The organism is Vibrio sp. 1-Bac 57 (assembly GCF_037546855.1).
GTDB lineage: Bacteria > Pseudomonadota > Gammaproteobacteria > Enterobacterales > Psychromonadaceae > Psychromonas.
Map to the genome: position 1 here is coordinate 39,499 of NZ_JALAAC010000020.1, position 21,991 is coordinate 61,489.

Below are 21,991 nucleotides of genomic sequence, written 5' to 3' on the forward strand. Positions count from 1 at the left end.
AGTAATGCTTACAAAAATGACTGAGTGTAGAAAAAAAGCTAAATATAGAAAATAGCTAAATGTACAAAAACATAACATCACTTTTAAAACCGTTAACCTATGAACAGGAAATATAATGGAATACCTTCCCAAATTATTAGCCCGCCAGTTTAAATGGTTAAGTGATTTTTCTATATTAACCCTCTGGTTAATGTGCATGGGTGCAGCAATCTTATTGCCCGTACTAGCAGGATTTTTAGTGAAAATAGATGGTTATTGGACATTAGTTTTATTAAGTGCTTATTTAATCTGTTTAGTGGGAATGTTGACGGCTAAATACTACTATCAAACAGACTTACTAACAGGCAAACCAGTACCCTACAACCGAAAAAAACACAGACTATTTTTAGTCGTTGTGTATCTATTTTTATCGATGGCCATACTATTAATCTCATCCCCTCTTATTGCCGCCCTCTTATTACAGCCCTAATAGGGTAAACCTAAATAATAAAAACTAGTTAAAATAGCATCGTCTCTAAAGCGCCAAAAATGTAATGCGAGCAACATTACATTTTTGGTATTGAGTAACATCCAGGTTTACGTGGACAAACCGCCCCACGCGAGCAGATTAAACGTGCTTTTTCTTCGATCCCTCGCTCTATCCAATTAATATTAAGAATACGTGCAACGGCAATTAACACCTTTTTAATATGCGCGGGGATCACCGCTTCACCACCATTCTCAATACACAATTTTTTTAATTCATTAACTAAAGCTAACGCGTCATAGCCTTGCGCAGTGATCGCAGGACTTAACTCAATGCCTGCACACAAAACATGCGATGCATCGGTTAAATCTTTAACTTTAATCGACTCACAACAATAGATTTTTGGTATATCACCGTCATTAAGAATAGATAACTGTGCGGCAGTGCCTTCCTGATTAGCCGCGAGCATTCGAAACACAGACCAATGTTGACAAGGGTCATTAACAATACGCATATTTCCCCAAGGTAGTGGAATACCATTACCACGATATACCGCTTTTAGTTTACCGGGACTATAGGCATCAAAATAATGCCAATGAGGATAAGCTGATACCGCAGTCATTCTGCGCATTACCACCGATGAAGAAACATCAATCACTTTACCGATATTGATTTCATAACCGTGTCTATCTAACAATTGTCTAAACGCCACTTTAGGGCATAACAAAGCCGCGGCAAAAAAGCTGCATTCAAAATCACGCCATGCGTGTAAAATATCCTGGGATTCTAACTGAGTAGATGGGGCCGAACTGTTTGGTCGTTTCTTTTGCACATCATATTGGGCTCTATCCCCCGCGACCATAATGCTTTTTTCACCGTCATTATTATGTAAAACACAGTGTGCAATATGTACAGCTAATTCATATTTCAAACGTGCCGAATTTTTTTTCAATTTCTTATTTAAATACACGGTAGATGGCGGTTGTAGATAAGAAGTCACCATGCTTTTCATACTTTGAGTTTGTTCGTCCTCCGATAAATTCTTTTGATCTTTAAGATCACTAAACCAGCGAATACTTAACCCTTTTTGCTCAGCAATTTCTTGTAGATCTTCCACGTATAACGGCATTCTTTTTTGCCCAACCTCTTCTGCAGCACGCTCTAGGTCGGGAAAATGATTTTGATGGTGCTCTTGGTAAGCACGTATTAATAAATGCGCAAATTGGCGTCCCGTGGTACCCGTTTGAGACAGCATTTCAGGAATCGCTATTTGCAGAATATCTTGAGAAAACAAAAAGCTAGGCTCAAGCGCCATGCCGCTAATGCCGCCTCGACTCCCCTTTTCAGGCGTTAACTCATCGGGCGCGGGTGCATCATCTAAGAACCATTGCACGTTTTTTTGAAAAACCTGTGCAATTACCTCTAGCATTTCTTCACTAGGGATACGTTTTCCGCGTTCTATCATAGAAAGGTAAGAAACGGATGGTGCATTTTCAGGTGCTAATTTTACACACCTAGATGATAAGTCATCCAAGGTTAAATGGTTACGTTTCCGTAAGTTACGGATTTTTGTACCGAGAAAATGCGACTGTCTAGTTAAACTTTTATTTGATTTCATTTGTAAAATTCACACTGTGTAATTTCCTTTGTGAAATTATATAAAAAAATAATCTAATATCTCTCACATCGGTCACAAAGCAAACAATGAGTAGTGAACGGTTAACGCGATGAAAAGCAAGTTTGTGATCCAAGTTCGTGAACAACGAGAGCTAACAAGCAGTTTTCAACTGTCGGTTTTCAGGAATCGGTTTTCAACAATCACAAACAACGCATTAACTAACCCATATAAGGAATTAAATGATGAGCCTACTACAACAGCAACAAAATCAAATAGATCTTGGTTTTTACGATTTCATCAATAACCAAGTACTACCCCACACAGAGATTAGTCCGACTAATTTTTGGTATGACTTTAATAGTTTGATCAGTGACCTAACGCCACAGAATGTCAACTTACTTAGCATTCGTAAAAACATGCAACAACAAATCAATCAATGGCACCGTAATAACCCAGCAAATGACCCGACTGAATACGAAGCTTTTTTACGCGAGATTGGTTACTTGCAACCTGAAGTAGAAGATTTTTGTATCGAAACAGAAAATGTTGATGCGGAGATTGCAACCATGGCGGGACCACAATTAGTAGTGCCAGTTCAAAATGCACGCTTTGCATTAAATGCGGCCAATGCAAGATGGGGCAGTTTATATGACGCCTATTACGGTACCGATGCAATCGCACCACTTTCTACAGAGTCAGGCTTTGATGCTCAACGTGGTGCAAGTGTTATTGATGCTGCTAAAACATTTTTAGATGAAGCTTTCCCATTGAATAACGGTTCGCACAAAGATGTGTCTAGCTACTTAGTTTATTTTCAACATCTGTTAGCTTTTTTCCCTGATGGTTCAGAAAGTGGTTTACGTAGTCCTTGTCAATTTGTGGCCTTCGATGGTTCAAAACATGAACCAAAATATTTACTACTTAAAAACAATGACTTACATGTCGGCATCACCATTGATAAATACGGAAAAATAGGTGCAAACGATATTGCAAATATTGATGATATTGAAGTTGAATCGGCTCTAACAACGATTGTCGACTTTGAGGACTCTATTGCGGCCGTTGATGCGGAAGATAAAGTTGATGCCTATAAAAATTGGTTAGGGTTAATTAACGGAGACTTAAGCGCGACGTTTAAAAAGCAAGATCAGTTAATCACTCGCAATATGAATCCAGATCGTAGTTACACCGATAAAAGCGGTTGCCCCTATAACGTGCATGGCCGCTCATTACTACTAGTACGTAATGTTGGGCACTTAATGGGCACTGAGCTGATTAAAGACAGCGCTGGTAACAATGCGCCGGAAGGCATTGTTGACGCGATAGTGACCTCATTGATTGCAAGCATCGATTTGCAAAAAACATCTGGGCTACGTAATTCACGCACTGGCAGTATCTACATCGTTAAGCCCAAAATGCACGGTCCCGATGAAGTTGCTTTTACTAATCTGCTTTTCGAACGTGTTGAACAGATGTTAAACCTGCCAGAGAACACCATTAAAATGGGCATTATGGATGAAGAGCGAAGAACCACAATTAATTTAAAAGCCTGCATCAAAGCGGCAAAATCACGTGTGGTATTTATTAACACCGGCTTTTTAGACCGTACAGGTGATGAAATCCATACCAGTAATGAAGCCGGTCCGTTTTATCCAAAAGCTCAAATCAAACAACAACCTTGGATCCAGGCTTACGAGGACAATAATGTACAAGTTGGATTACGTTGTGGTTTTAGTGGCCGAGCACAAATAGGCAAAGGCATGTGGGCAATGCCCGATGAAATGCAACAAATGATGCAACAAAAAATAGCACACCCGCAATCGGGTGCTAATACAGCTTGGGTTCCTTCGCCCACTGCGGCTACTTTACACGCATTGCATTATCACAGTGTTGATGTCTTTAAGCAGCAGAAAGTAATTCAACAACAGCCAGCAGCAAAATTACACGATTTGTTGCGCATGCCGGTGATGCCTGCATCTATGGTCTTAACTGAAGATCAAATTATCAGCGAATTAGAAAATAATATTCAAGGGATTTTAGGCTACGTGGTGCGCTGGGTTGAGTTAGGCGTGGGTTGCTCAAAAGTACCAGATATTAGCAACACAGGTTTAATGGAAGACCGCGCGACATTACGCATTTCTAGTCAGCATATCTGCAACTGGTTACATCACAATATATGTAATGCGCAGCAGGTTGAGCAAGTTTTACAGAATATGGCCAGCATAGTGGATACACAAAACCAAGGCGTTGCGGGTTACCAAAATATGATGCCGAATTTTTCTAACAATATGGCATTCAAAGCCGCCCGAGATTTAATTTTTAAAGGCGCACAACAACCTAACGGATATACCGAACCTTTATTACATGAATATCGATTATTTGCCAAAAATCACTAGCGCCTATTGCTCTTTCCAATTTTCGCTAGCGTTTATAACACCCTTAAAGTGCTTACATAACTTAATGACATCAAATGGAGAAATATCATGAACTATAAAACTGAAACAAATAATGCTCGCCAGTTTACTGAACAACAAGGACAAACGTGGAATGCCATTAATCCGGAATATATTGCACGTATGCGCTTACAAAACCGTTTTAAAACGGGGTTAGATATTGCCAAGTATACTGCCAAAATAATGCGTGAAGATATGGATGCCTATGATGCTGACAGCAGCAACTATACGCAGTCATTAGGTTGTTGGCATGGTTTTATAGGTCAACAGAAAATGATCTCCATTAAAAAGCATTTTCAAACCACTAAAGGTACTTACTTGTATTTGTCAGGTTGGATGGTGGCAGCGATGCGTTCCGAGTTTGGTCCACTACCCGACCAATCAATGCATGAAAAAACCACTGTGCCTATGCTTATCGAGGAGTTATATACCTTCCTCAAGCAGGCAGATGCACGTGAGTTAAATCATGTTTTTCAGGAGTTAGACAGTGCAGTCGAGAGTGGTGATCAATTAGCGCAACAGGCCATTCATAAACGCATCAATGAATTTGAAACACATATTGTGCCAATCATTGCCGATATTGATGCCGGTTTTGGTAACGAAGAAGCAACTTACCTATTAGCGAAAAAGATGATTGAAGCAGGTGCATGTTGTATTCAAATTGAAAACCAAGTTTCTGACGCAAAACAATGTGGTCATCAAGATGGCAAAGTTACGGTACCACACGAAGATTTCTTGGCAAAAATTAATGCCGTACGCTACGCGTTTATGGAACTGGGTGTAGAAGATGGAATTATTGTTGCGCGTACAGATTCATTAGGAGCAGGTTTAACTCAAAAAATTCCTGTATCGCAATATCCTGGTGATTTGGCGGAGCAATATAATGATTTTATTGATGGTGAATCGTTAACATCATTAGACCAATTACAATCCGGTGACATGGTATTAAGTCGAGGCGGAGAACTGATTAAACCACATCGTTTAGCAAATGGTTTAGTACGCTTCAAAGCTGATACGGGCGAAGACAGAGTGGTATTAGATTGTATCACTTCATTGCAACACGGTGCTGACCTATTATGGATTGAAACCGAAGCACCTAACGTGCAACAAATTGCGGGCATGGTAAACCGTATTAGAGAGGTGGTACCAAATGCTAAATTAGTTTACAACAATAGCCCGTCATTTAACTGGACGCTTAACTTCCGTCAGCAAGTATTTGATGCATGGCAAGCTGCAGGTAAAGACTTATCCTCATACCAACGTGGCGATTTAATGAGTCAGTTGTACGATGCTACCGAATTAGCAATAGAAGCGGATTTTAAAATCCAAAACTTCCAACAGGAAGCGTCACAGCAGGCAGGGATTTTCCATCACTTGATCACCCTACCGACTTATCACACGGCGGCACTTTCTACTGATAACTTGGCAAAAGAGTACTTTGGTGAACGAGGCATGCTAGCTTATGTTGATAATGTTCAACGCAAAGAGATCAGAGAAGGATTAGCTTCTGTGAAACATCAAGACATGTCCGGCTCTAACATTGGTGATGATCACAAGGAATACTTCTCTGGAGATCAAGCGCTGAAAGCATCCGGTGTCAATAATACAATGAGTCAGTTTTCATAAGAAGTTGTCTATAAGTGCTTGCCCATAAGCTCTTGTTTATAGGCTCTTGTCGATAAGCAATCGCCGATAAGTGATGACGATAAGTAAAGCAGGTAAGGCAATAATGACAGGCTTTGCCGCTCAACAAAAACCAATCCAAGTGATTGGTTTTTTTATGGCAATAGGAATAAAAATAGAAATAAGAATAGTAGCCAGAGCCTAACTAGATTAAGTGACTAAAAACAGAAAAATGCAAAAAATAATCAAAGAGCTGAAAATTATTTAGCTGGTATTGATATAGCTTAACTTCTATTGCTCTTAAAAAATATATGTTTGTTAATACTTGTTGGCAATGAAAGTTAATCTATCAATGACCCAAAATACGTTATTAAATATGCTAAAAATATCAATTACTATCGGCTTATGTTTAATCGCATTGGGTATTTACTTACACTTGTTCAGTGAAAAAATGCATCAACTTGGTGTCACAGGCATTATTATCAGTGCAACCTGTATCGCAATAGGATTCATATTTTCCTTACCCACTAAAATATTTTTGACCATTCTATTAATGAAGCGTGAAGCCGATATAAAGGCTGCACACACTCCCCATAACGAAACTAAAAGTCATTATAAAGGTTGTTTTGAAAATAGTATTGAAGTCAACAGTGTTGAAAGTAATGTTGAAAATAGTATTGGAAATAGCATTCAAAGTAGCGTCGAAATTAGTGTTGAAAGCCGCCAGAACAAAAATCAGCAAAAGGAAGCTTCATATCTTCTCCACAATAAAGAGTTGAATTAGCAAATCCCTACCCACGACACAGTTTAATCAAACAATTGCTGAAAATAGAATAAATCATTGAAGATCAAGTAAATGTAAATTACTGTATTTTTTTGTATTATGAGCATTGTCATCAACATAGGCATAAAAACCTACACTCTCCATTCTCATTAGGCAGCGTAAAGGAAATCACCATGCAATCTCCTATTTCAACAGATCGTTTGCGCTTTTTACTCAATAGATTGCGAGAACGCCTTTGGGTCAGACCATTAGCCGTTTGTTTAATATCGATTGTAGCGGTTTTTACCGCAAAACTGGCTGATGATAGTGGGTTAGCAGACTTTGTTCCCGAAGTAACGCTGGACTCAATCGAAACACTATTAGCTATCATGGCAAGCAGCATGTTAATGATCGCCACTTTTTCTGTATCTTCAATGGTATCAGCCTATGCATCAACCAGTAATACAGCAACACCACGATCCTTTAGTTTAGTGGTCGCAGATGATGTATCACAAAATGCATTATCGACTTTTGTAGGCGCTTTTATTTTTAGCGTAGTGGCATTAATGGCAGTTAAAAATGCTTACTTTGAAAAACCTGGTTTATTCATATTATTTATTCTCACGGCAATGGTTTTCGCCATCGTGATTGTCACTTTTGTACGTTGGGTAGATAACATTGCTCGCTTAGGAAGGCTTGGCTCAACCATAGATAAAGTTGAAAAAGCCACTGAGCGAGCTTTACAACAGCGAAAAAAATACCCCACTTTGTGTGCGATGCCAGAAACGAGTACCGAGTTACAAGGACAGCCAATATTTGCCACCAGCGTCGGATATGTTCAACATATTGATATGGCGGCAATTCAAAGTTGGGCTGAAGAAACTCACTCACAGGTTTTAATTGCAGCGCTACCCGGAACGCTCGCCGCTCCGGACCAAGCATTAGCTTACATCAGTACTTCTAATCATCTCGTCAATAACGCTCCACAGAATAAATTATCCCATGACAAATCAGCCGTCGACTGCTGCAGTGTAATTAAAGCGTTTCAGATTGGAAATAATCGACTATTTGAAGATGATCCTCGTTTTGGTCTGGTGGTTTTATCTGAAATAGCTGCTCGCGCCCTATCGCCAGCAGTCAATGATTCTGGCACGGCGATCAACGTTATAGGCTCTCTATTACGATTATTAACTCTGTGGAATGGGGCGACTATTCATCCAGATCAAGAAACAGAAAGTGAGGAAGAGCAATGCAAATATGACCGAATAGCTGTCCCGACTCTTTCCGTACAAGATATGTTTGATGATGCATTCACAGCCATTGCAAGGGATGGCGCGGGCGCTATAGAAGTGTCAGTGCGTTTACAAAAAGCATTGAATACCTTGTCTGCAATCGGAGATACTGAAATGAATGAAGCGGCATTATACCATGCCCGATTAGCATTAAAGCGTGCTCGACTCGCCCTTGATGTGGAGGAAGACATAGCAATTGTTGAAAAAGCAGCCAGCTTTTCAAAACACGCAGGCAAGCAATAACTTTGCTTATGCTTATACCCAATGGATTCGAGTATAAGCTTAAGCACGGCAAGTTTGATCGCTTAAACAGACAGCCCCTTAATATTTTAAAGCCTAAATCGTTAAGAACCGAAAATTTCAGGCTCTCTAGTCCCAAGCAAATACCTAGGCGAGTAATGTTATTTTATCCTTTATAAAGGTTATCAAAATTTGGGATCGCCTCTTCCCATATAGGTTTATCCTTACCAATAAATTCGCGTACAGCATCTAAAAACAAACGTGTTCTTACCGGTAAATCACGATGCGGATAAACAGCATACATTGGGTTATCTTCAGCCATCTTAAGATCCGTTAACAAAGGGACTAAGGTGCCATCTTTCACTTCATCTTTAATTAAAAAAGAAGGTAATAAACCATAAGCAGTGCCCGATAGTATTTTCATTTTTAATACTTCACCATCATTTGCCCTAAAAATACTACGCATCTTTTGCTCACAATCCTTGCCATCTTCATCGATATAGGAGATTCGATCTATTCTGACCTGCGAGTTAGCATAGCTGGCAGCCGGAAAGTCACTTAAATCTTCAATGGTTTTTGGAAGCCCATAGGTTTCAATGAATTCTGAAGTAGCTAAGATTAACCAACGATTACGCGCAATCGGTCTAGCAATCAATGAAGAGTCTTTTGGTTTACCTACTCTAAATGCTAAATCAAACCCTTCAGAAATAATATCAACCAAACGGTCATCTAAACGCATCTCCACTTCAACCTGTGGAAAACGTTTTTGAAAATCATTAATTACAGGTTGTAAATAACGTTGACCAATAATAGCGGAAGCAGTAATTTTTAATAAACCGCGAGGTTCTTGGTGATAATTTTCAGCCATACGCAATGTTTCAGATAATACCTGCCGCAACTCAGTGGCTTTTTTAATCATTTCAGCACCGGCTGCGGTTAATGAAAATGATCGTGTGGAACGATTCAATAATCTTACGCCCAACTCATCCTCTAAGCGGCCTATCTGTTTTGACATAACAGAGCGATCTACATTTCGAACTTCAGCGGCTTTAGCAAAAGATCCTTGCTCAACCACTTCAAGTAACATTAAAAGGCGACTGGTCGTATCCATTTTTTCATCCAAAATAGTTAATTATTAAAACATTGATGCGATATTGGCATTAATGAAATTAAAAAACCATTCTTTTTTATCACTACTTAGTTTCGTATTATAGCCTCAATATTTTATTGGAGCCTCGTCATGAAGAAACACCTAATCGCCGCATCTATTGCAGCGGCAAGCTTTACATTAATCAGCTGTGCTGAAGAACCTGTACCGGCAGTAAGCCAAGCACCTTTACAATCGATTGATGTTGCAGAGGTTTTAATTAAACCAACTCAAAGTTGGCACACCTACACGTCTCGCTTAGAGTCGCCTGAAGAAGTTGCATTAATGCCACGTATTTCAGGATTGATAGAAGAAATCAGCTTTAAAGAAGGTGACCATGTTAAGCAAGGCGATTTATTATTTAAACTAGATAGCCGCCCTTTTGCAGCCGTAGTTGCTAGCTTAAAAGCACAAGTAATGAGCGCGCAAGCAGCATTAAGCCAAGCCGAAAGTGAAGCAAAGCGTGCAGTTAGTTTGAGACAACGCAAAGCTATTTCTACGGAAGAAGCTGAATCACGCACATCCACATTGCGTCAACGCCAAGCACAACTTGCTGCATTAAAAGCACAGCTAACAGCTGCACAATTAGATTTGGAATTTACAGCAATCCGTTCCCCTATTGATGGCATTATTTCTCGCGCTAATATCACCAAAGGAAATAATGTAATTGCAGGGCAAAGCGTATTGACGTCAATTGTATCAAACAAAGCAATGTACGCTTACTTTGATGTTGATGAACGTACTTGGAATCGTTCGTTTAACGATGTAACTGCATCAAGCAAGCAACAGGTTGTGATGCAAAAAGTAGGTCAAGAGGACTTCCCGTATTCAGGTTACATCAACTTCATTGATAACCGCATTAACTCTGCAACGGGTACGTTACGTATCCGCGCTATTTTCCATGAAGCGAGTGATGAGTTACGTTCAGGATCATTTGCACGTATTCGATTAGCGGCAAATGAAGTGACTAAACAGGTAATAATACCCGATCGTGCAATCGGCACAGATTTAAAAAATCGCTTTGTTTTAACTGTGGGTGAAGGCGATATTTTACAATACAAATTAGTCGAAGTTGGCGAGCGTTACGGTAGCCTTCGTGCAATTTCATCAGGTTTAAAGAAAGGTGATGTTATTGCGGTTAACGGCCCAGCACGTGTAGGTCCGGGTATGCCAATTTCTCCAAATGTGACCATGATTGATAGTAGCAGTGCTTCCTTTACGTTAAGTGAACCAGAACAACAATTAGCAGCAAGCCGTAAGGAACCATAATGAAATTTTCACACTTTTTTATTCAGCGCCCTATTTTTGCGGCTATGCTGTCATTGGTAATTTTAATTGCGGGTAGCATCTCGTTATTTCAATTACCAATCAGTGAATACCCTGAAGTCGTGCCTCCGACTGTAGTGGTGACGGCTAATTACCCTGGTGCTAATCCAACGGTTATTGCACAAACGGTAGCAACACCACTGGAGCAAGAGATCAACGGCACAGAAAACATGCTGTACATGTTTTCTCAAGCGACCAGTGATGGACGTATGACGCTAACGGTTACTTTTGCTCTGGGTACAGACCTTGACCGAGCACAAACGCAAGTACAAAACCGCGTCAATAGTGCACTGCCACGTTTACCAGAAGAAGTGCAACGATTAGGTGTGGTAGCAGAAAAGTCTTCGCCAGATTTAACCATGGTAGTGCATCTTTTTTCACCGGAAAAAACACACGATACAACCTACTTATCTAACTATGCTGACTTATATGTTAAAGACCAGTTAGCGCGTTTAGGTGGTGTCGGTGATGTACGTTTATTTGGTGGAGGTCAATACTCAATGCGAGTTTGGCTAAATCCCGATGCATTAGCCGCTCGTGAAATTACAGCAATGGACGTTATACTTGCATTACGCGAGCAAAACCAACAGGTTGCTGCCGGTAGTTTAGGTGCTCAACCCGCTGTAACGGACAGTCAATTTCAAATTTTATTGAATGTGAAAGGTCGTCTTGAAAGTGTTGAAGAGTTTGAGCAAGTTATTATTAAAGTGGGCAACAATGGACAATTAACTCGTCTTAATGATGTTGCTCGCATTGAATTAGGACAAGATAATTACTCTCTAAGGTCGATGTTAGACAGCCAACCTGCGCTGGCTATTCCAATCTTCCAACGCCCTGATGCCAATGCCATTGACTTGTCAGATCAAGTTCGTGAGACGATGAAGCAATTATCTAAAGCCTTTCCGGCTGGGGTAGAATACGATATCGTTTACGATCCAACTATTTTTGTTCGTGATTCTATTGATGCCGTTATTGAGACATTACTTGAAGCTATCGTACTGGTAGTAATTGTTGTTATCCTGTTTTTACAAACATGGCGCGCATCTATTATTCCACTTATTGCTGTGCCTGTTTCATTGATTGGTACCTTTGCCGTCATGAACTGGTTGGGCATTTCTATTAATACACTGTCATTATTTGGCTTAGTACTGGCGATCGGTATTGTGGTAGATGATGCGATTGTGGTGGTAGAAAATGTTGAGCGAAACATTGAAAAAGGCTTATCACCAATAGAAGCAACGCGTGTTGCAATGAGTGAAGTAACCGGCCCAATTATTGCAATTGCATTGGTGTTATGTGCGGTATTTATTCCAACAGCATTCATCAGCGGTTTATCGGGTCAATTCTACAAACAGTTTGCACTGACGATTACTATTTCTACAGTTATTTCAGCGTTTAATTCATTGACGTTATCACCGGCTTTATCGGCATTACTGCTTAAGCCTCACGATAGCGAACCGGACCGACTAACTCGTTTTTTAAATGCCCTATTTGGACGTTGGTTATTTAAACCGTTTAATAAATTGTTTGACCGCGGAGCACAGGGTTATCAAAAACTAGTTAAAAAGCTAATACGTATGGCAGTGGTTGTAATGGTCGCTTATGTCGCTTTATTAGGTGGAACAATTAGTCTATTTAACTCAGTACCGGGTGGGTTTATTCCTCCACAGGATAAACAATACCTCGTGGCGATTGCGCAATTACCTGATGCGGCAAGTTTAGATCGTACTGAAGCAGTAGTGAAAGAGATGGAAAAAATTGCACTGCAAGTTCCCGGTGTAGCGCATACCGTTGCTTTCCCTGGTCTATCGGTGAATGGTTTTACTAATAGCCCCAATAGCGCCATTATATTCACAACATTAGATGCTTTTTCTGAACGTACAGACCCAAGCCGCTCTGCGATGGCCATTGCTGGAAAATTAAACCAACAATTTACTGCTATCGATGAAGCTTTTGTTGCTGTGTTCCCACCACCACCAATCCAAGGTTTAGGTACAACAGGTGGTTTCAAATTACAGATTGAAGACCGTAATAACAAAGGTTTTGAACCTTTATTTGATAGTTTACAAGCAGTAATAGGTAAAGCACGTCAAGATCCAGCATTGACAGGACTCTTTTCAAGCTTCCGTATTCAAGTTCCACAAATGGATATTGATGTCGACCGCGAACAAGCATTAATTCAAGGTATTCCATTAGATGAAGTATTTAACGCACTACAAGTCTACTTAGGCTCGGTATATGTTAATGATTTCAATTTATTTGGCCGTACCTATAAAGTAAATGCACAGGCAGAAGCGGAATTCCGTGAAGATCCGTCGCAAATTCTTAATTTGAAAGTGCGTAATCGACGCGGTGATATGGTGCCACTAGGTTCAGTGTTAACCGTTACACCAGCAATTGGTCCAGACCGTGTAATGCATTACAACGGTTACCCAAGTGCTGAACTAAATGGTAGCCCAGCACCTGGTTATAGCTCAGACCAAGCGCAACAAGCAATTGAAAAGATTCTAGCGGATACGTTACCGGCAGGAATCGCATACGAGTGGACAGATGTTACCTTCCAACAAATATTAGCGGGTAATACCATGGTTTATGTATTCCCGTTAGTTGTGTTGTTAGTGTTTATGGTACTGGCTGCACAATATGAAAGCCTGCGTTTACCGCTAGCAATTATTTTGATTGTACCAATGACCATCTTCTCAGCACTATTAGGAGTGTGGTTAGTTGACTCGGATAATAATATCTTTACTCAGATTGCTTTGATTGTATTAGTTGCATTAGCATCCAAGAATGCAATATTAATGGTCGAGTTTGCTAAAGACAGAAATGATCAAGGACTATCTCATTTAGATGCCATGATTGAAGCGTGTCGTATGCGTTTACGCCCTATTTTAATGACCTCTATCGCATTTACTGCGGGTGTTATTCCATTAGTATTAGCCACTGGCGCGGGTTCAGAAATGCGTCATGCCATGGGTAATGCAGTATTTGCAGGAATGATCGGTGTAACAGTGTTTGGTTTATTATTTACACCTGTATTTTATATGCTGATGAGTAAAACCAAGCAGTTAAAATAAGCAGCAAAAAATATAACGAAAGTAGCTTGGTAAGCTAGGGATATAAACCTAGCTTACTATTAAATTTTGATGATAGTGCTTGGCCTAATAAACTTGTATCTGATGGTACAGTAGTTATGCAAGTCAACCCACAGCCTGAAACACATCAATCTTCAGGCGGTTTTCATCAATATACTATTTTGTTGTATTAAAAATTTTAAAGAAAAATATAAATGTTGTGCTTTTGTTATTTACATCAATTTTGTTATTCATATCAATATTGCACAACGTTTTATTAGATAAAATTAATTTAAATCAATATGTTAGTTTAAAGTAAAAAAGCTAATATATTGATATAAATTAATTCAAACTAGCAATAATTAGATTATACAAGCAGGTTATATCTGCCTCAAAGCTCATCAAAATATAAGTAAAGATAAGGTGAGTAATTCGATAAATAAATGACTCGAGAGGATGGTTTTTTAACTTTGTTATAACCTAATTAAAGTACCTTTTTGAATATAAGACAGGATGTTGTCACCGTGCGGAATTTACAAATCGTACAATTTTAACATTGCTTATTGGGTGCTTTCCTTATAGGCCTTAAGAGATAGAGTTTAACCATGACAATAGCAAATACTACAATAAATATCCCATTAACAATGTCCGGCATTGTATTAGATGAACCAAACCAAGATATCACCTTATCAAAGGTGAATTTACCTGTACCTGAATGTGATGATAATGAATTATTAATTAAGGTTGAATATGCAGGATTAAATTCCGTCGATGCGCTGTTCGCCGGGAAAGGCTTTTTCCAATGGCAGTACCCACATGTTTTAGGTTTAGATGCGGTAGGCATTGTCGTTAAAGCCAAAAAGGAGTTTATCCTAATATTGGTGACCGTGTAATGTGGCATGCGAGTCTTGGCGATCAAGGTGTATTAAGCGGTTATGCAAAAGTGACTAATTGTGCAGTTTCTGTTGTGCCTAATAGCATTCCAGCGATTACTGCAGCTGCCTTACCTTGTGCCGGTATGACCGCATTAATTGCATTAGAAAAGCTTGATGTTACAGATGGTGAAGCGATATTTATAGACGGAGGTGCAGGCGCCGTTGGACAATTTGCGATTCAATTTGCAAAACAACGTGGTGCTACGGTTTTTGCTACCGCTTCGCCACATAATCACAAGTTACTTAAAAAATTAGGGGCCGATGCAATATTTGATTATCACGATAAAAAGTTATGTGAAAAAATTCGTCGTGAATTAGGTCCACAGGGGTTTGATGCAGTGATCGACACCATTGGCGGTGAAAACACCGTACGCAATATAGATTTGATGCGTTTTTGTGGTCGTATTGCTTGTTTAAAAGCACTACCCGCCTTTGAACGTGAGCAAATGTTCCGTAAAGGCCCAACTATCTGTATCGTATCGCTTGCTGGCGCTTGGCTTGCAAAAAGCTTATGTGCACAACAAAAAATGAGCTTTATGAATAATGTACTGCTTGAAGGTGTCGCTAGTGGAGACATTAAAGTGCCACAAATAAGCACGGTTGATTTTACTGCTGATGCAGTTTCAGCAGCCCTAAAAGGACAACTTGATGGTAGTTTTACCGGCAAAAAAGTGGTTAAGATTAGCGCTTAATATTCAGAATAAACGGCTCAACATTAGCGCTTAATAGCACTTAGTAGTACTTAGAATTAGGGCTTTGCAATGAAGCAGCGTTGAGGAAAAACATTGAAAGATAGCATTGAAAGAAGCATTGAGGCATAGCATTAAAACCGAGTGTTAAGCCTCAACTTTAGCTTCTTTCCCTATTGTGTTACATCAACTGCAACCAATACAGTAATGACACACCAAGACTGCAAGTAAGCAGTGACCCTATGGTCGTCATCGCGATAACATTTGCTGCCAAATCTGCATTATGCCCCATTGCACGCGCCATTACATAGCTAGCGGCTGCCGTCGGTGCCGCAGACATAAAGAACACAATACCTAACTCAATACCTGTAAAACCAAATAAATAAGCGCCCCCTGTTATAAAGATCGGCCCCACTATAATTTTTAATAACGTTGAAAATCGGCAATTAAAGCTATTATCTTTTAATGCTTGAATATTTAAGCTCCCTCCGGTGCATAACAGTGCCAACGGTAAGGTCATATCTGAAAAATACTGCCCAGTATTAATCACAATATCCGGTACTGGAATGGCAAGAACAAAGAACACCAAACCGAGCATGATACCAATAATAAGTGGATTTTTAGCGATCGATTTAAACACGCTGATTAACATTACAGGGTTAACGCCCTCTTTTTTAGGCGATAATATGATCACTGATAAAATGTTATATAGCATGGTATGAAAAGCCACATAAACAGCCGCTAATCCAATACCCGCATCACCATAAACATTTGCTACGTAGGCTAAACCGATAATCGCAGTATTACTACGAAATGCACCTTGGATGATCACACCATGATCCTGCTTATCTTTGACCCAATATTTGGTCACTAAAATGCTGAATAGAAAAAAAGCAAAATTTGCAATAATAGAGTAAACAATTAAAGGGAAGTCGATTTCTGCATCACGGTTAGTATTAATAATCCCAAGAAATAATAAAGTCGGTAACGTCACTTTAAAAACAACCTTTGATCCTGTTTCAATAAATGCATCGTTAATAGTCCCCGTCTTTCTTAGCAACCAGCCTAAAAATAGCAGTAAACAAATGGGACCAATAATAGAAAATGAAAATTGTAACGACTCAAAAAACATAAAACGCTCTCGAATGAAGGTTGTATATCAACCACTAGAAATAGCGATAAACAGAAATAAACACTTAGCTCAAACAATATACAATCTATTGATAAAAGACTACAAATACCCTTTAAATCAGCTAAATAAACATGAATCCAAATGATTAATCAGGGTCAAACTCTTGTTTTAATAAACCTTTAATCGATGCTTAATCAATATCTAAATATTTGTGCATTTGTATTGATAAGCGCCAGTTTCGTTCAATGCATGTTTTCATACATAAAGCCGTTGCTTTAGGCTTTTGAGAGATCGGTTGCAAACAAATAGTTTTGTCATTTACAGATTTGAGTTGCTGCAATAACGCATCTAATTGTTCAATATCCTTTTCCGTTCCAACTGGATGTTTGATTTCATTGGCTCTGACTAATGCTGTTTTTAGCACTTCTTTTTTGCCACGCATATTAATTTTAGGAGACAGCGTAACCCAGGTTTGATCATCAACCAACACTGGATAAGTACCGCTAGTTTCTAATTGTATTTGAAACCCAAATTCATGTAATACTTGGGTTAACTCTCGCAAATCAAACATGCACGGTTCGCCACCGGTGATCACGATCAGGTTAGCGGTGTAACCTAAACGTTTAATTTCATCAACAATCTCTTTTGCTGAAACATCAGCCCAACGATCAGACTCGGTACTTTTGTCAGTTAATAGCATTAATTCTGATTGTTTTGACGGGTCAATATCCCAAGTATGTTTAGTATCACACCAAGCACAACCTACGTCACAACCTTGTAAACGAACAAAAATGGCAGGGACGCCGGTGTAAACACCTTCCCCTTGGATAGTTTGAAACAGTTCATTTACTTTATAGTTTTGTGTCATTGACGTAAAATACCTTATTTGATCTTGCTCACTCTTTTTGTGGGCTGTTTTTATACTCGTGATATCGCAAGATGTAAAGCCACCAACATAAATAGCGCATTATGCAGCTACCGTGTTTCAGTGTTAAAGAAGTTGCATCGCTATCAAACAATACTAATAGGAAAAATAAGTGCTATGAGCAAAAAAGTCGTGGTTATATATTCAGGTGGAATGGACTCATACACTGTTTTACACAAAGCCATTGAAGAAGGGTTAACCCCTTACGCATTGACCTTTGATTATGGTCAGCGTCATGTAAAAGAAGTAGAAATTGCTCGACAGGTCTGCCAAGAGTTGGGTGTGCAGCACAAGGTTATTGATATTACTTCAATTAATCAAATCATAGGTGGGTCATCATTAACTGATAACACGATAGACGTTGCGCAAGGTGATTACGAAGAAAGCAATATGCTCAATACCGTGGTGCCTAATCGCAATATGATTTTATTATCGTTAGCGATTGGTTATGCCGTTTCGTTAAAGGCTGAGCAAGTTTATTACGGCGCCCATTCCGGAGACCATGATATTTATCCTGATTGCCGCCCTATTTTTCTTGAAAAGATGAACGATGTGGCAGCAGTTGCTAATTATGAAAAGACGGAAATCCACGCGCCTTATTTAAAAACAGACAAAATTGGTATCTTAAAAGACGGGCTAAGAATGGGGCTAGATTACAGTAAAACTTGGACCTGTTATAACGGACGAGAAAAGGCCTGTGCCCAATGCGGTAGCTGTGTAGAACGTTTACAAGCCTTTGAGAAAAATGATATACGCGATCCAATTGCTTATGAATAGCCAGTAATCAGTAGCCAATAACTAATAAAAGCTAAAGTAAGGTTTGTTGTTTAGACCTTACTTTATTCACTGTGATTTTAAAATATAGCCTTTAGATATCACTTTGAACGGCCACTCAGTAACACTCCAGATCGCCACTTTCAGTGCTAATACGTTAATAGATCCCCTCATCTATAGCTGTTTTTTATTCTCAACTCACTCTCTAAATAGTCACTTTAGTTCAAGTAATAAATGCTCGTTTTATTAATCATTTTATTGAACATTTTATTGAGTAGTATCAAACTTTTTTCATTAAACCCACCTATCTCTTTATAGATATTTGCAGTTTGTGTTAAGCCTGTCTACTCTCAATACTTACGAATAAAAATTATACAATAAAGCGGCACTTCTAGAGGTCATCATGATATTTAATTTCAATAAGAACAAAGAAATAACGCAATTAAAAGCACAAATAGAGATCTTACAAAAAGACAATAATAGTATTCAAAATGCACTAGAAGAAGCGACTCAATCTAATAGCGAACTGACAGAAAAATTGTATGAAACCAACAAGCGCTATCAGAACCAAGAAGAGTTAAATCAATTATGGTTACAATCCTCGGATTTAGTAAACCAAATAAGAGAAAGCTTGGCACAAGCGACAACAGAATTAATTGATCATCGAGACGGCTTTCAATCTTCGCAAGCATTATTTGAACAAATCATGTCGATGCTCACTGAAACAATCACCTCTACGACTCAAATAGCACAGGATACTGAAAAATCTTCGGTGGCCGTGGGCCAACTAGACACAGTGATTACCGACATTAATGACTTTGTGAATATCATTAAAGGCATTTCAGACCAAACTAACTTGTTGGCATTAAATGCAGCAATAGAAGCAGCGCGAGCAGGAGAGCAAGGTAGGGGCTTTGCAGTAGTGGCCGATGAAGTTCGAACATTAGCACAACGCTCTTCTACAGCCTCTAACGAAATATCAACCTTAATAGAAAAAGTTAACCGTAATATGACTGACGTTATCTCTGGTATTAATAATGTCGGCAAAAAAAGTAGTGATATCTCAACCAGTACGGCGTCAATTGAAAATACCGCCAATGAGATTGTCAACTTATCGCAGCATATGTACTCAGTGATCACGCAATCAACGGCAGATTCGTTTATCCAGACGGTTAAAATGGATCATGTTGTGTGGAAACTTGAGGTTTATCAAGTGATACTCGGTATGTCGAGTAAATCCGCGCAGGACTTTGCAGATCATACTATGTGCCGTTTAGGTAAATGGTACTATCAAGGTGAAGGTAGTGAGAAATATACAAGTTATGATGCATTCAAAAAAATAGAAGGCCCTCATGCGGAGGTACATAAAAATGGCTTAGCGGCATTATTAGCCTTTAACCAAGGGAATGAAAAAGAAGCAATTAAGAAGCTAACCTTGATGGAAAGCGCAAGCTTTAAAGTGGTGGATTTACTCTCTGCTTTATCAAGTGAAATAACCACAACCACCTATCAATAAATGCATTGCAGCAGAATAAGTTGTGTAACAACTCGACAACAGCGAACAAATTATAAATAACCTTTAACTTGCAAGTAAGCATTAGCCTCAAAATCGCTCTGATATCTTGGGGCGCTATTGATTAACTTGATTAACGCATTACAAGTTTTAAAAAAGTTAAGGTCATAAAAAATGTGATGGCTTACCTCAGTAGTTAAATTGATCCATCACAGCGATTACCAAGTATAATGATTCTTAGAAAACTCAAGATCCCCCGCGAATAACAAATATTTTCAAATAGGTATGACATGGCTGATATAAACCTCGACTTTGCAAAAAAAGTCTTCATCGACACAGAACAACAACCTTGGATCAATAGCCCAATGGCAGGCGTTCGACGTAAGCCGTTAGCACGCGCAGAAGATGAAGTTCACATCACCAGTATTGTAGAATATGCAGCAGGCTCCTATTTTAGCGAACACGCTCACCCACAGGGCGAAGAGATTTTTGTACTAGAAGGTGTGTTTTCAGATCAAAATGGTGATAATCCGGCGGGTACCTATATTCGTAACCCACCCGGTAGTCGACACACACCCTTTAGTGAGCAAGGTTGCCTTATTTTTGTCAAGCTTAACCAGTTTGCAAGTACAGACCTCACATCAGTCAGAATCGATACCAATCAAACACAATGGTTACAAGGGATAGGTAATTTACAGGTTATGCCCTTGCATGACTTTGAAGGTGAACATACCGCATTAGTAAAGTGGCCTGCTGGAGAACATTTCCAACCACATAAACATTTTGGCGGAGAAGAAATACTGGTGCTTTCAGGCGAGTTTAAAGATGAATTTGCAAGTTATCCTAAGCACACATGGATACGCAGCCCGCACATGAGCCAACACCAACCTTTTGTTGAACAAGATACAATTATCTTAGTTAAAACTGGTCACTTACCTTTTGCTTAAGCTGTCTTTTAGATAACTTATTTAAATGCACTAGTCAGAAGTTTTAGTGAAAAGCCTTAGCTAAATCAGTTAAGTGGTATAGCGGAGTGATCACGTTATGATAATGGGTTTTGTTAAATTTAAAAGGCACGATCAGAAGCAGACAATTTAATGACAATAAAAATAATTTACTGATTAATATTTAACAATATCATGTTGATTTTCATAGATGAAAACCTTTTTTTTAACTTCCTGCATGATATTTATTAACATTTACTATTCCCTAAAAGTATTTTTTTTTATAAAATGTGAAGTTACGCCTGTATTTGGCACTTATTTTCTTTCCTTGATAAACTTTTATCGTTTTATATTAGAGAGCTGAAATGTTATTAGATCCGTATTATATCCAGCAAAACGACACCATTACGATTAGCGCAGAGCAAGCAAGTCATTTTGCTAAAAAAGAATGCCAAGATTTTAATCCTATTCATGATCCTGATTCAAAACGTTTTTGTGTTCCTGGTGATTTATTATTCTCATTGGCTTTAAAAGAGTACGGTGTGAGTAAATCTATGAGCTTTGCTTTTACTAATATGGTCGGTGATAGTATTCCTCTTAACTTTCCTGCTGCCGAAGGTGAAGATATTGTTGTGACAAATGCACAGGGTAAAAGTGTATTAGAAATAACAAAAAGTGGTGCTACTAGCCACGACCTAGAATTACTTGAATCATTAATTAAAAACTATGTGGTTTTTTCGGGGCAAAATTTCCCAACATTATTAATGCCATTGATGGAAAAACATCAAGTGATGTTCAATCCAGCACGCCCACTTGTAATGTACAACAGCATGAACTTTGAATTGGACTGTTTAACGTTTACAAACCCACTACATGTTGAATTAGCAGAAAGTAAACTTGAAGTTGAATCAAAACGTGCCAATGAGTTCTTACATTTTGATATTTATGACGGTGACAAAGTAATTGGCCGAGGTGTTAAAACAGTGGTTGTTGGCGGATTAAAACCCTACGATCATGATTCTATTACCGCGTTTGCTGAAAACTATTTAGCCAACCGTAACGCATTTTAATTTGCTA

General features: G+C 38.9%; 17 protein-coding genes. 13 read left to right on the forward strand and 4 right to left on the reverse strand.

Annotated elements, in window-relative coordinates:
• The first annotated feature begins 115 nt into the window (after positions 1 to 115).
• Positions 116 to 469, forward strand: coding sequence for a hypothetical protein (locus MT391_RS13460; RefSeq protein ID WP_499498517.1), 354 nt, complete (start codon positions 116 to 118; stop codon positions 467 to 469).
• 76 nt (positions 470 to 545) lie between these two features.
• On the opposite strand, the gene MT391_RS13465 is transcribed toward MT391_RS13460, so the two are convergent.
• Positions 546 to 2,084, reverse strand: coding sequence for a DUF3612 domain-containing protein (locus MT391_RS13465; protein WP_299666014.1), 1,539 nt, complete (start codon positions 2,082 to 2,084; stop codon positions 546 to 548).
• Between the two features lie 239 nt (positions 2,085 to 2,323).
• Here MT391_RS13465 and MT391_RS13470 point away from each other — a divergent pair, with 239 nt between their 5' ends.
• The 4 genes from MT391_RS13470 to MT391_RS13485 all read left to right on the forward strand — a co-directional run bounded on the left by MT391_RS13470 (position 2,324) and on the right by MT391_RS13485 (position 8,458).
• The gene (locus tag MT391_RS13470) at positions 2,324 to 4,480 is read left to right on the forward strand and encodes a malate synthase G (RefSeq protein ID WP_499498519.1); all 2,157 of its coding nucleotides are present in this window, start codon (positions 2,324 to 2,326) and stop codon (positions 4,478 to 4,480) included.
• Positions 4,481 to 4,567: 87 nt separating this feature from the next.
• Positions 4,568 to 6,163, forward strand: a complete 1,596-nt coding sequence (locus MT391_RS13475) for an isocitrate lyase (protein WP_499498521.1) — start codon at positions 4,568 to 4,570, stop codon at positions 6,161 to 6,163.
• A 349-nt stretch (positions 6,164 to 6,512) separates the two neighbouring features.
• On the forward strand, positions 6,513 to 6,944 hold the full coding sequence (locus tag MT391_RS13480; protein WP_499498523.1) for a hypothetical protein: 432 nt from the start codon (positions 6,513 to 6,515) through the stop codon (positions 6,942 to 6,944).
• 173 nt (positions 6,945 to 7,117) lie between these two features.
• Positions 7,118 to 8,458: a DUF2254 domain-containing protein gene (locus MT391_RS13485; protein ID WP_499498524.1), complete on the forward strand. Its 1,341-nt coding sequence runs from the start codon at positions 7,118 to 7,120 to the stop codon at positions 8,456 to 8,458.
• A gap of 163 nt (positions 8,459 to 8,621) precedes the next feature.
• Here MT391_RS13485 and MT391_RS13490 read toward each other — a convergent pair whose 3' ends face one another.
• Positions 8,622 to 9,566 (reverse strand): LysR family transcriptional regulator, encoded by a 945-nt coding sequence (locus tag MT391_RS13490; protein WP_499498525.1) that lies wholly within the window; start codon positions 9,564 to 9,566, stop codon positions 8,622 to 8,624.
• A 129-nt stretch (positions 9,567 to 9,695) separates the two neighbouring features.
• Here MT391_RS13490 and MT391_RS13495 point away from each other — a divergent pair, with 129 nt between their 5' ends.
• The 4 genes from MT391_RS13495 to MT391_RS13510 all read left to right on the forward strand — a co-directional run bounded on the left by MT391_RS13495 (position 9,696) and on the right by MT391_RS13510 (position 15,629).
• Positions 9,696 to 10,871, forward strand: coding sequence for an efflux RND transporter periplasmic adaptor subunit (locus tag MT391_RS13495; protein WP_166369583.1), 1,176 nt, complete (start codon positions 9,696 to 9,698; stop codon positions 10,869 to 10,871).
• On the forward strand, positions 10,871 to 14,005 hold the full coding sequence (locus tag MT391_RS13500; protein ID WP_499498527.1) for an efflux RND transporter permease subunit: 3,135 nt from the start codon (positions 10,871 to 10,873) through the stop codon (positions 14,003 to 14,005). Before MT391_RS13495 ends, MT391_RS13500 begins: the two co-directional genes overlap by 1 nt.
• 602 nt (positions 14,006 to 14,607) lie before the next feature.
• Positions 14,608 to 14,895 (forward strand): alcohol dehydrogenase catalytic domain-containing protein, encoded by a 288-nt coding sequence (locus tag MT391_RS13505; protein ID WP_499498529.1) that lies wholly within the window; start codon positions 14,608 to 14,610, stop codon positions 14,893 to 14,895.
• A complete protein-coding gene (locus MT391_RS13510) occupies positions 14,895 to 15,629 on the forward strand; it encodes a zinc-binding dehydrogenase (RefSeq protein WP_499498530.1) in 735 nt (244 codons plus the stop codon). The genes MT391_RS13505 and MT391_RS13510 overlap by 1 nt, the downstream gene beginning before the upstream one ends.
• A 178-nt stretch (positions 15,630 to 15,807) precedes the next feature.
• Here the strand turns inward: MT391_RS13510 and MT391_RS13515 are convergent, their stop codons facing one another.
• Together MT391_RS13515 and queE are read right to left on the reverse strand one after the other, a co-directional pair.
• The gene (locus MT391_RS13515; RefSeq protein WP_166369577.1) at positions 15,808 to 16,758 is read right to left on the reverse strand and encodes an AEC family transporter; all 951 of its coding nucleotides are present in this window, start codon (positions 16,756 to 16,758) and stop codon (positions 15,808 to 15,810) included.
• Positions 16,759 to 16,948: 190 nt separating this feature from the next.
• Positions 16,949 to 17,626: a 7-carboxy-7-deazaguanine synthase QueE gene (gene queE / locus MT391_RS13520; RefSeq protein ID WP_166369575.1), complete on the reverse strand. Its 678-nt coding sequence runs from the start codon at positions 17,624 to 17,626 to the stop codon at positions 16,949 to 16,951.
• Between the two features lie 174 nt (positions 17,627 to 17,800).
• Here queE and queC point away from each other — a divergent pair, with 174 nt between their 5' ends.
• From queC to MT391_RS13540, 4 genes are all read left to right on the forward strand, one after another.
• The gene (gene queC, locus MT391_RS13525; RefSeq protein WP_499498532.1) at positions 17,801 to 18,460 is read left to right on the forward strand and encodes a 7-cyano-7-deazaguanine synthase QueC; all 660 of its coding nucleotides are present in this window, start codon (positions 17,801 to 17,803) and stop codon (positions 18,458 to 18,460) included.
• Between the two features lie 400 nt (positions 18,461 to 18,860).
• Positions 18,861 to 19,973: a methyl-accepting chemotaxis protein gene (locus MT391_RS13530; RefSeq protein WP_499498534.1), complete on the forward strand. Its 1,113-nt coding sequence runs from the start codon at positions 18,861 to 18,863 to the stop codon at positions 19,971 to 19,973.
• 287 nt (positions 19,974 to 20,260) lie between these two features.
• Positions 20,261 to 20,917 (forward strand): cupin domain-containing protein, encoded by a 657-nt coding sequence (locus tag MT391_RS13535; protein ID WP_499442184.1) that lies wholly within the window; start codon positions 20,261 to 20,263, stop codon positions 20,915 to 20,917.
• Positions 20,918 to 21,279: 362 nt separating this feature from the next.
• Positions 21,280 to 21,984: a DUF3581 family protein gene (locus MT391_RS13540; RefSeq protein WP_166369565.1), complete on the forward strand. Its 705-nt coding sequence runs from the start codon at positions 21,280 to 21,282 to the stop codon at positions 21,982 to 21,984.
• Positions 21,985 to 21,991 lie beyond the last annotated feature (7 nt).

Excerpts from the sequence above, each read along its gene's own strand:
- MT391_RS13530 (WP_499498534.1), top strand. The coding sequence starts at position 18,861 with ATGATATTTAATTTCAATAAGAACAAAGAAATAACGCAATTAAAAGCA.
- MT391_RS13500 (WP_499498527.1), top strand. The coding sequence starts at position 10,871 with ATGAAATTTTCACACTTTTTTATTCAGCGCCCTATTTTTGCGGCTATG.
- MT391_RS13540 (WP_166369565.1), top strand. The coding sequence starts at position 21,280 with ATGTTATTAGATCCGTATTATATCCAGCAAAACGACACCATTACGATT.
- MT391_RS13475 (WP_499498521.1), top strand. The coding sequence starts at position 4,568 with ATGAACTATAAAACTGAAACAAATAATGCTCGCCAGTTTACTGAACAA.
- MT391_RS13490 (WP_499498525.1), bottom strand. The coding sequence starts at position 9,566 with ATGGATACGACCAGTCGCCTTTTAATGTTACTTGAAGTGGTTGAGCAA.
- MT391_RS13485 (WP_499498524.1), top strand. The coding sequence starts at position 7,118 with ATGCAATCTCCTATTTCAACAGATCGTTTGCGCTTTTTACTCAATAGA.
- MT391_RS13505 (WP_499498529.1), top strand. The coding sequence starts at position 14,608 with ATGACAATAGCAAATACTACAATAAATATCCCATTAACAATGTCCGGC.
- MT391_RS13470 (WP_499498519.1), top strand. The coding sequence starts at position 2,324 with ATGATGAGCCTACTACAACAGCAACAAAATCAAATAGATCTTGGTTTT.
- MT391_RS13495 (WP_166369583.1), top strand. The coding sequence starts at position 9,696 with ATGAAGAAACACCTAATCGCCGCATCTATTGCAGCGGCAAGCTTTACA.
- MT391_RS13535 (WP_499442184.1), top strand. The coding sequence starts at position 20,261 with ATGGCTGATATAAACCTCGACTTTGCAAAAAAAGTCTTCATCGACACA.
- MT391_RS13480 (WP_499498523.1), top strand. The coding sequence starts at position 6,513 with ATGACCCAAAATACGTTATTAAATATGCTAAAAATATCAATTACTATC.
- MT391_RS13460 (WP_499498517.1), top strand. The coding sequence starts at position 116 with ATGGAATACCTTCCCAAATTATTAGCCCGCCAGTTTAAATGGTTAAGT.
- MT391_RS13510 (WP_499498530.1), top strand. The coding sequence starts at position 14,895 with ATGTGGCATGCGAGTCTTGGCGATCAAGGTGTATTAAGCGGTTATGCA.
- queC (WP_499498532.1), top strand. The coding sequence starts at position 17,801 with ATGAGCAAAAAAGTCGTGGTTATATATTCAGGTGGAATGGACTCATAC.
- MT391_RS13465 (WP_299666014.1), bottom strand. The coding sequence starts at position 2,084 with ATGAAATCAAATAAAAGTTTAACTAGACAGTCGCATTTTCTCGGTACA.
- queE (WP_166369575.1), bottom strand. The coding sequence starts at position 17,626 with ATGACACAAAACTATAAAGTAAATGAACTGTTTCAAACTATCCAAGGG.
- MT391_RS13515 (WP_166369577.1), bottom strand. The coding sequence starts at position 16,758 with ATGTTTTTTGAGTCGTTACAATTTTCATTTTCTATTATTGGTCCCATT.